Below are 2,112 nucleotides of genomic sequence, written 5' to 3'. Positions count from 1 at the left end.
AGCAGGTACGCCCCCACCATCACCTGCGCCCGGGGGTTGTCCCTGTCCATCACCGGGTCGAACCCCAGCAGGGGGGCGTAATGCTCCCAGTTCGACGGGGAGACCTGCATCAACCCGTAGCAGTGGGTGTCCGTGTTTTCCGCCCCGGGGTTGAAGGACGATTCCTTGAAGGCCACTGCCGCCAGGAACCACCAGGGTATGCCGTACTTCTCCTCCGCTTCTTTGAAGAACGGTATCAGCTCCGGAGGGATCATGGCCGAAGAAGCAATGGAGGCATAGCTGACGTTGTTCACCAGCCAGTTGAGCCACTCCGCCTGCTCGTCGAACCCCCGGGTGGCCTCCCAGAGCCACGTGCGGGCCAGTTCCAGTTCGCCGGCGTCGCTTTCCAGGTTGTATTCCCGTTTCATCCAGTCCTTGAGCCGCTGCCACTTGTCCGGGAGGACCTGCTGCACACCTTTCAACCGCTCGTAGGTGATGGTCCAGGCGTTTGCTCCCTTACCATGGGTTTCCGTAACCCATTCATAGTGGTACTGGTAGTGACCCTGGATGGTGTACGCCTCAACCAGCAGGTAGACGGTGTAAGTGTCGCACCCGTCCTTGCTGCAGACCTTCACCGTGGACTCTTTGTAGTAGAAGTAAGGGTGCAGGTCCTCCGCCGTCTTCTCCCGCTGCCCGTCCGTTATTTCCTGCTCTCCTGTGACGTAGTTCCGGAACAGGCACGCCCCGTGCACCTGCCCCCAGGTCAGCGCCAGCTTGAGGTCCTGGCTGTACCTGTCCACCATCGCCCTAATGTTCGCCCCCCTGCCCCGGCCCGGGTAATACGGGTTACCCGGGGAGGACTCGAAACCGGGACCGCCCGGCCTGGAGGGTTCCCCCGGGTTGACCAGCCAGGTGTCCGCGATGTTGTACTTATTACACAGCTGCTCATATTTCTGCTGGATTTCCTTATCTTCCGGAGAGGGGTCGACCCCCGTGAGGTAGCTGCCGGGGGCCATGGCCGAGTACGTCGCGGCGACCAGCACCGACACCAGGAAGAGGACCACCAGGAAGGGGATGAACGGCACCAGGTACGGCAGGAGAAAGAGCAAAAGTTTCCTTGCCCCGGCCCGGGCAGCCCTCTTCACGGCCCTCCCGGCGGCTCTTTTCAGGTGTTCCACCCAACCACCTCCCCCAAGCTGAAATCAACCAGCTAAATATAAACCGAGAAAACACAGCCCGCAGGATATCAGGAACAACATGCCTACCCCGTATACAAGGTCAAATCTTTTTGTACTGAAAGGGTGGGAAAACAAAAGGCTGTACAGCATCAAGTATGCAACCGCAACGTTCGACAGGAGCAAACCCGTCATACCCAGAAACGTCAAAAATTTTCCCACAGGGGGGAAACTGTTTCCCTGATCCCGGAAAGCCTTGCGGCTGTATGGCTCAGGGCCATTTTTACCTTGTATGAAAACTTACTTCGCGGCATTTACTCGTGTCAAAAAAACACGGGCCGGACATTGTCATCCGGCCCGCTAAAAACAATGCGTCTATTTGAACCTGTACCCGTCCAGGCTCGACCCGGTGAGCCGCCTGGCCACTACCGGCGTGGAACCGGGCGATATGGCGTCTACAGTGGCGGCCGTGGCCGTTTTGGCAACTGCTTTTACAGCCCCCCGGACGCCTCCCTGCTGCACGCCGGTGCCTTCCTTGAGGGTCTGGATCGCCGCACCGGGCAGCCTGCGCACGGTCTCTACAACTCCACCGCCGCCCCCCCTGGCCCGCCGGTAGGAATGGTACGCCATACCGCCGGCAGTGGCGGTCACCTGTGCGGCCATGCCCGCACCTTTTGCCACGGCGCGCAGAACGCGGTTGCCGTGGGGCATGACGGCCGAGCCCGCCGCACCTGCGGTGCTGACCACGCCCTGGACCACGTTCCTGGCCACCCGGCCGTAGTCCAGCGACCGGACCAGGGGGTTCTGGTGGGCGGGAAGACCGCCGCCCGCAGCAGGGGTTGACTGCACGCCCGCAGCAGTCCCGCCGCCGGAACCCGGCGCACCGCCCGCGGACGCGGTGGCCGCCGTACCGGGGACATACAGCCCGCCGGGGGATACCGTCCAGCCCGGTGGGTGA

At 62.1% G+C, this 2,112-nt stretch carries 2 protein-coding genes; both read right to left on the bottom strand.

Going from position 1 to position 2,112, the window contains the following annotated elements; translation table 11 throughout:
- Window positions 1–1,157, bottom strand: a 1,157-nt coding sequence (locus ACPLUI_RS14225) for a transglycosylase SLT domain-containing protein (RefSeq protein ID WP_424660900.1), incomplete at its 3' end; no start/stop codon positions are given.
- A gap of 372 nt (window positions 1,158–1,529) precedes the next feature.
- The coding region (locus ACPLUI_RS14220; RefSeq protein ID WP_424660899.1) for a hypothetical protein at window positions 1,530–2,112 on the bottom strand (583 nt) is incomplete at its 5' end.

Origin of the sequence: Desulfofundulus sp. (assembly GCF_049701015.1) — a bacterium.
Taxonomy (GTDB): domain Bacteria; phylum Bacillota; class Desulfotomaculia; order Desulfotomaculales; family Desulfovirgulaceae; genus Desulfofundulus.
The sequence above is the reverse complement of the archived record's forward strand: the minus strand, read 5'-3'. Positions and strand labels throughout refer to the sequence as shown.